Raw genomic sequence first — 7,342 nt, forward strand, 5'->3', positions numbered from 1 at the left:
GAACCGGGGCTTTCATGTCTCTGCATTCGCTCACATCGAGCTTCAGGCGGCCGTGGAAGCCTTCTGCTGCAGCTTGGCAGCGGCGGCCGCAGCTTCGTCGCGGCGGATATCCGAGAGCTTCTTCTCGACCTGTTCGGCGAAGATGTACTGCGCCGGACGCTGCTTGGACATGTCGATCTCCGGCGCCATCGGACCTGTGGTCTTGATGCCGCGCAGCGCGACCCACATCGCCTTCAGCGGGTTGTTGATCGCAGCGGTGGCCGCGGTCGGCTCGTAGCCGCAATGGGCCATACAGTCGGCGCACTTCTCGTACTTGCCGGTGCCGTAGGTGTCCCAATCGGTGGTGTCCATCAGCTCCTTGAAGGTCTTGGCGTAGCCTTCACCGAGCAGATAGCAGGGCTTCTGCCAGCCGAAGATGTTGCGCGCCGGCATGCCCCAGGGCGTGCACTCGTATTCCTGGTTGCCGGCGAGGAAGTCGAGGAACAGGCCGGAGTGCATGAAATTCCACTTCTTGCCCTTGCCGAGCGCGAAGACGTCGCGGAACAGCTTCTTGGTCTTTGTGCGGTTGAGGAAGTGCTCCTGGTCGGGCGCACGCTCATAGGCGTAACCCGGCGACATCGAGACGCCGACGCCGAGCTCGGTGGTGAAGTCGAGGAATTTTGCAATTTCCTCGGCCGGATGGCCGTCGAAAATCGTAGCGTTGACGTTGACCGTGAAGCCGCGCGCCTTCGCCGCCTTGATCGCCGAGACGGCGCGATCGAACACGCCCTTCTGCGAGACTGCCTTGTCGTGATGGTCCTTCAGGCCGTCGAGATGCACCGAGAAGAACAGATAGGGCGACGGCTCGAACAGATCGAGCTTCTTCTCGAGCAGCAGCGCGTTGGTGCACAGCGAGACGAACTTCTTGCGCGCCACGAGGCCACGCACGATCTCGCCGATCTCCTTGTGGATCAGCGGCTCGCCGCCGGGGATCGCCACCATCGGCGCGCCGCACTCATCGGCAGCGTCCCAGCATTCCTGCGCAGTCATGCGGCGATTGAGGATCGCATCGGGATAGTCGATCTTGCCGCAGCCGACGCAGGCGAGGTTGCAACGGAACAGGGGTTCGAGCATCAGCACGAGCGGATAGCGTTTGCGGCCAAGCAGCTTCTGCTTGATCAGATAACCGCCGATACGCATTTCCTTGAAGAACGGTATTGCCATTAGAGGATTTTCTTTCTGCACTTATTCAAAGGGAAGTGGGTTCAGATCAGCCCGCAGTCAATTCGGCCGGCAGCCGGAATTCGATATTCTCTTCTCGGCCCGGAACGACCGAGACCGATACCGGTCCGATCCGCCGCAGGGCCTCGATGACATCGTCGACCAGAACTTCGGGTGCCGATGCACCCGCCGTGATGCCGACGGCCTTCGCATCCTTCAGCCAATCCGGGTTGAGCTCGCTCCCATCGGCAATGAGATAACTCGCGACACCAACCTCGGTGCCGATCTCACGAAGCCTGTTTGAGTTGGAACTGTTGGCGGCCCCCACCACCAAAATGACGTCGACCAGCTTGCTTAGGTCCCTTACCGCAGATTGGCGGTTCTGTGTCGCATAGCAGATATCCCTGATGTCCGGGCCTTGAATATCTGTAAATTTTGCCTGAAGGGCTGCGATAATGTCCCTGGTGTCGTCCACGGACAGGGTCGTTTGGGTGATGTAGGCGACCGGGCTGTCGGTCGGCAGCCGCAATTCCGCCACATCCTGAACGCTCTGGACCAGGAAAACCGGCCCCGGAACCTGACCCATGGTTCCCTCGACCTCGGGATGGCCGGCATGCCCGATCAGGATCAGGGCGCGGCCTTTCGAGATATAGCGCTTGCCCTGGTTGTGGACCTTGGTGACGAGCGGGCAGGTGGCGTTGAGCACGGGCAGGTCGCGGGCTTCCGCCTCCTCCTCGACGCTCTTGGCCACGCCATGGGCACTGAACACGGTCACGGCCCTGGCCGGCACTTCGGAGAGGTCCTCGACAAAGATCGCGCCCTTCTTCTTCAGGCTTTCGACCACGTGCTTGTTGTGCACGATCTCGTGGCGGACATAGACCGGCGGGCCATACTTCGCGAGCGCGCGTTCGACGATCTCGATCGCGCGTACAACGCCCGCACAAAAGCCGCGCGGCTGGGCAAGAAACACTTCCATCGGACGTCCGTTACGCAAATTGCACCAATCTCATTCCATGTCCTGCGGCCTTTTCGGCAACGCGCTCCACAAGTCGGACGTCGCAACGTCAGTTGCAATGTCCGCGCCATCACAGTTCCTGCACGGGATCGGCGCCCCAAGGGCATGGAAATACAGGCTTTTGTGGCAAAAAGGTAGCGTTTCGAAAGATTGCGGGGCCGATGGGGAGGGACGTATGAGGTAATATAGTATGGGATCGGGGTCGCTGCGACCCTCGGTCCCCCTCACTTGTTCGTCACTTTATCGCCCACTCCTGCGGTTTATACCGGCCACTCGTGGCCGTTCCTGTGGTTTGGAACCTCCTCGCCATCCCGTCGAGGAAGATAACCAAAACAACATTAGATCGGTCCCGGGAACTCCGCTACAGAGCGTGCGTTTTCGGCCATGCTTCCCCGAGATTAGAAAGAAACGAAGTGCTGACAAATATTGTCGTCTCCGTTGTTAGGACCTGTACGCGTTTTGCCCTTCCGGTTGTCATTCTCGCTGTGTTGTTGTCGATCGGGGCCGGCTTCTATACGGCGCGCAATTTTTCGATCAACACCGACATCAACAAGCTGATCTCGCCGGATCTGGATTGGCGCAAGCGCGACAACCAGTTCGAGGAAGCCTTTGACCGCGAGCGGCTGATCCTGGCCGTCGTCGAAGGAGCGACGCCCGAGCTGACCAGCTCGGCCGCGAAGGCGCTCACCGCGAAGCTGCAAGCCGACAAGAAGAACTTCGAGGCGATCACCGCGCTCGGGTCAGGCGAATTCTTCGAGAAGAACGGCCTCTTGTTCCTGCCGACCGAAGAGGTCGGCAAGGTCACCGGCCAGCTCGAATCGGCCGCGCCGCTGATCGAGATCATGGCCGGCGATCCCTCGATTCGCGGACTGACCGGTGCGCTCGAGACCGGCCTTGCCGGCGTCAAACGCGGGCAGGTCAAGCTCGACAATGCCGTGCCGCCCTTCAACCTGATCTCCGGGACCGTCGAGACCATCCTCGCCAAGGGCAACGCGACCTTCTCCTGGCGCGAGCTCACCAGCGACAAGCCGCTAACCGATTCGGACAGGCGCGCCTTCATCGAGATCAAGCCGATCATCGACTATTCGGCGCTGGAGCCGGGTAAGGCCGCGACCGACGCGATCCGGCAGGCGGCCGCCGATCTGAAATTCCCGACCGAATATCGCGCGCGTGTTCGCCTGACCGGGCCGGTGCCGATCGCCAACGAGGAATACGCCACCGTGCAGGATGGCGCGATCACCAACGGCATCGGTACGGTGGTGATCGTGCTGATCATCCTCTGGCTGGCGCTGCACTCCGGCAAGATCATCTTCGCCGTGTTCGTCAACCTGTTCATCGGCCTTGCGCTCACCACAGCGGTCGGCCTGATGATGGTCGGTTCGCTGAACCTGCTTTCGATCGCCTTCGCCGTGCTGTTCGTTGGACTCGGCGTCGACTTCGGCATCCAGTTCAGCGTGCGCTACCGCTCCGAGCGCTACAAGAACGACAATCTGACGCTGGCGCTGGAAAATGCAGCGCGCCGCTCGGCGGTGCCGCTCTCGCTCGCGGCGATGGCGACCGCCGCCGGCTTCCTGTGCTTCCTGCCGACCGACTACAAGGGCATCTCCGAGCTCGGCAAGATCGCCGGCGCCGGCATGCTGGTGGCCTTCATCACCAGCATCACGGTGCTGCCGGCGCTGCTCGACCTGCTCAATCCGCCCGGCGAGAAGGAGCCGGTCGGCTACGCCTTCCTGGCGCCGCTCGACCACTTCCTCGAGAAGCATCGCGTTCCGATCATCGTCGGCACGCTGCTGATCACGGTCGCGGGCCTGCCGCTGCTGCACTGGATGAAGTTCGACTTCAACCCGATCAATCTGCGCAACAAGCAGGCGGAATCGATCGCGACCTTCCTCGACCTGCGGAAGGATCCGAACACCGGCGCCAACGCCATCAATGTGATGACGCGCTCGGAGGCCGACGCCAAGAAGATCGAAGCCAAGCTCGAGAAGCTGCCGGAAGTGTCGCGCGTGATGTCGCTCGACAGCTTCGTGCCGGACGACCAGCCGGCCAAGCTCAAGCTGATCGCGCAGGCCGCCAAGACGCTCGGCCCCGCACTCAATCCTGACTCGGTCGATCCGGCTCCGTCGGATCAGGAGAATGTCGAGTCGCTGAAGAGCTCGGTCGACAGCCTGCGCAAGACCGCAGGCGACAGCAAGGGGCCGGGTGCGGTTGCCGCACGCCGGCTCGCCGACGCCCTGCAGAAGCTTGCCGATTCGAACCAGGCGATGCGCGACAAGGCGCAGGACGTCTTCGTCGCGCCGATGAAGATCGTGTTCGATCAGCTCCGCAATACGTTGCAGGCCCAGACCGTCACGCTGCAGAACCTGCCGCCCGAACTGATCGCGAGCTGGAAGACCAAGGACGGCCTGATGCGTGTCGAGGTCGAGCCGAAGGGCGATCCAAACGACAACGACAATCTGCGCCACTTTGCCGACGCCGTGCTCGCGGCCGAGCCGACCGCGATCGGCGGACCGGTCTCGATCCTGAAGTCGGGCGATGTCATCGTGAATGCATTCATCCACGCCGGCATTCTGGCGCTGGTGACGATCGGCCTGCTGCTATGGCTGACGCTGCGCCGTGTCGTCGACGTGCTGATGACGCTGGTGCCGCTGCTGGTCGCCGGAATCGTGACGCTGGAGAGCTGCGTATTGATCGGGCTGCCGCTCAACTTCGCCAACATCGTCGCGCTGCCGCTACTGCTCGGCGTCGGCGTGGCGTTCAAGATCTACTATGTCACGGCATGGCGGCAGGGCAGGACGAACCTGCTGCAATCGAGCCTGACGCGGGCGATCTTTTTCAGCGCGCTGACCACGGCGACCGCATTCGGCAGCCTGTGGCTGTCCAGCCATCCCGGCACCGCGAGCATGGGCAAGCTGCTTGCGCTGTCGCTGGTCACCACGCTTGCGGCGGTGTTGCTGTTCCAGCCGGCGCTGATGGGCAAGCCGCGCGAGGCTCTCCAGGAGGAGGATATCGCCAACGACGTCACCTGACGCGTCGGCGATCCGATTCCGATCCGGCTTGGCGGCCGGTGCCGCCGAGCCGCGATTGCGGCGCTACCCCGCCGGCCCGCGCTTTAATGCGTCGGTCGCGCGATGTCCGGGAGCAGGCAGATATCGCCTACGGTGTCAGCCGACGCATTGGCGTTGGCAGGGGCATTGGTTGCCTGCTTTTGGCCCGGCTTGGTGGCAGGTGCCACAGCGCCGGTGGTCTTTTGCGGCGCCGTCGATTTGGGAACGGCGCCCTTCGCTGCCGGGCTGCCTGCGACAGCCGGGTTGCCGGCCGTGCTCACCGGAATCGGCGGACCGACGCGGGTCCAGGTTTCGCCGCCGCACAGGAAGCCGAGCACGCAGCCCTGGATCTCGAGCTGATCGGTGCCGACAGGCTTGATGGTCGAGCTGTAGAGCTGGCCGTCTTTCGCGTTGTAGACTTGGCCTTCCCAGGCATCGACGCCGGCCTTCTTCTTCATGTCGATCAGGATCGGCATGCCGAGCGTCGGCCTGCTCTGCTTCGCAGGATCGGGATTGTTCTTATCCTTGCCGCCGGGGGTTTTTTCCCACGACACCGCACCCCACATGTTGCCATTACACTGGGCGACGCGGATGGTGGCGACACCATCTGCGACCTTCCAGTCACCGGTCGGGTCCGCTGCAAGTGCCGGTGATAATACGGTGGCCAAAAATAAACCTGAAAAGGCTATTGTGCGCGCGAAAGTTCTTGGGCAGTGCAACATGGTCCAAACCTGTGCTTGACTAGACGATCCGAGCGGGGGTCAAAACGCCGCTAGCGAGCGTTTTAAGTTGACGAGATGGCCATCAACCGACGTATGTAACGAATGGTAAGTTCCAATTTAGACGTTTCCGAGATATTTGTGGAGCGCGAGGGGCAGCGCGGTGCCATGCACACGCGTCACCTCAACGAACAGCTCGTTCGCGTCCTCAAGACCATCGGCTATGACGTCGGCTTCCAGAAGGGGCAAGGCCAATACCTCTTTGATCGTCAGGGGGCTCGTTACCTTGATCTATTGAGCGGATTTGGCGTTTTTGCGATTGGCCGCAATCATCCGGACCTGCGCAAGGCGCTGAAGAGCGTGCTCGACGCTGATCTGCCCAATCTGGTGCAGCTCGATGTCTCGACCCTCGCCGGCGTGCTCGCGGAACGGCTTCTGGAATATGTCCCATATCTGGACAAGGTGTTTTTCGCCAATTCCGGCGCCGAGACCGTCGAAGCCGCGATCAAGTTCGCGCGCGGCGCCACCGGTCGTCCCGGCATCGTCTATTGCGGGCATTCGTTCCACGGCCTGTCCTACGGCGCGTTGTCGCTGACGGACGATTCGAATTTCCGTAGCGGCTTCGAGCCGCTGCTGCCGGGCTGCACCCCGATACCCTACAACGATCTCGACGCGCTGGAGAAAGCGCTGTCGTCGCGGCAGGTTGGCGCATTCATCGTCGAGCCGATCCAGGGCAAGGGCGTCAACATGCCCACCGACGAGTTCCTGCCCGGCGCGCTGGCGCTGTGCCGCAAATACGGCACGCTGTTCATCGCCGACGAGATCCAGACCGGGATCGGCCGCACCGGAAAATTCCTCGCGATCGAGCACTGGGGCATCGAGCCCGACATGGTGCTGCTCGCAAAGGCGCTCTCCGGCGGTCACGTGCCGATCGGCGCACTGCTGACGCGCAAGCACATCTTCGACAAGATCTTCAACCAGATGGACCGTGCGGTCGTGCACGGCTCGACCTTCGCCAAGAACGATCTGGCGATGGCCGCCGGCATCGCCACGCTTGATGTCATCAAGGCCGAGAAACTCGTCGAGAACGCCGCCAAACGCGGCGCCGAGCTCCGCCTGGCGCTGACGCGCATGGTGCCCGGCTATGAACTGATGAAGGAAGTCCGCGGCAAGGGTCTGATGATCGGCGTCGAGTTCGGTCCGCCGAAATCGCTGCGGCTGAAGGCGTCGTGGAATCTGCTGGAGACCGCCAACAAGGGCCTGTTCTGCCAGCTCATCACGGTGCCGCTGTTCAAGGATCATAAGATCCTGACCCAGGTCGCCGGCCACGGCCTCCACACCATCAAGCTGCTGCCGCCGCT

5 protein-coding genes are annotated in these 7,342 nt (G+C 62.3%); 2 read left to right on the forward strand and 3 right to left on the reverse strand.

Annotated elements, in window-relative coordinates; translation table 11 throughout:
• Positions 1-42 precede the first annotated feature (42 nt).
• Entirely contained in the window at positions 43-1,203 is a 1,161-nt protein-coding gene (hpnH, locus tag FNJ47_RS43540) for an adenosyl-hopene transferase HpnH (protein ID WP_163162616.1), read from the reverse strand.
• 46 nt (positions 1,204-1,249) lie between these two features.
• Positions 1,250-2,176: a 4-hydroxy-3-methylbut-2-enyl diphosphate reductase gene (gene ispH, locus FNJ47_RS43545; RefSeq protein ID WP_163162618.1), complete on the reverse strand. Its 927-nt coding sequence runs from the start codon at positions 2,174-2,176 to the stop codon at positions 1,250-1,252.
• A gap of 452 nt (positions 2,177-2,628) precedes the next feature.
• On the opposite strand from ispH, the gene hpnN reads away from it, so the two are divergent.
• Positions 2,629-5,244 (forward strand): hopanoid transporter HpnN, encoded by a 2,616-nt coding sequence (gene hpnN / locus FNJ47_RS43550; protein ID WP_163162620.1) that lies wholly within the window; start codon positions 2,629-2,631, stop codon positions 5,242-5,244.
• An 83-nt stretch (positions 5,245-5,327) separates the two neighbouring features.
• Here the strand turns inward: hpnN and FNJ47_RS43555 are convergent, their stop codons facing one another.
• Positions 5,328-5,984: a DUF2147 domain-containing protein gene (locus tag FNJ47_RS43555; RefSeq protein ID WP_163162622.1), complete on the reverse strand. Its 657-nt coding sequence runs from the start codon at positions 5,982-5,984 to the stop codon at positions 5,328-5,330.
• 102 nt (positions 5,985-6,086) lie between these two features.
• Between FNJ47_RS43555 and hpnO the strand changes: the two genes are divergently transcribed.
• A partial coding sequence (hpnO, locus tag FNJ47_RS43560; RefSeq protein ID WP_163162624.1) for an aminobacteriohopanetriol synthase HpnO occupies positions 6,087-7,342 on the forward strand: 1,256 nt, incomplete at its 3' end.

This window comes from Bradyrhizobium uaiense (genome assembly GCF_010811875.1).
Classification (GTDB): Bacteria; Pseudomonadota; Alphaproteobacteria; order Rhizobiales; family Xanthobacteraceae; genus Bradyrhizobium; species Bradyrhizobium uaiense.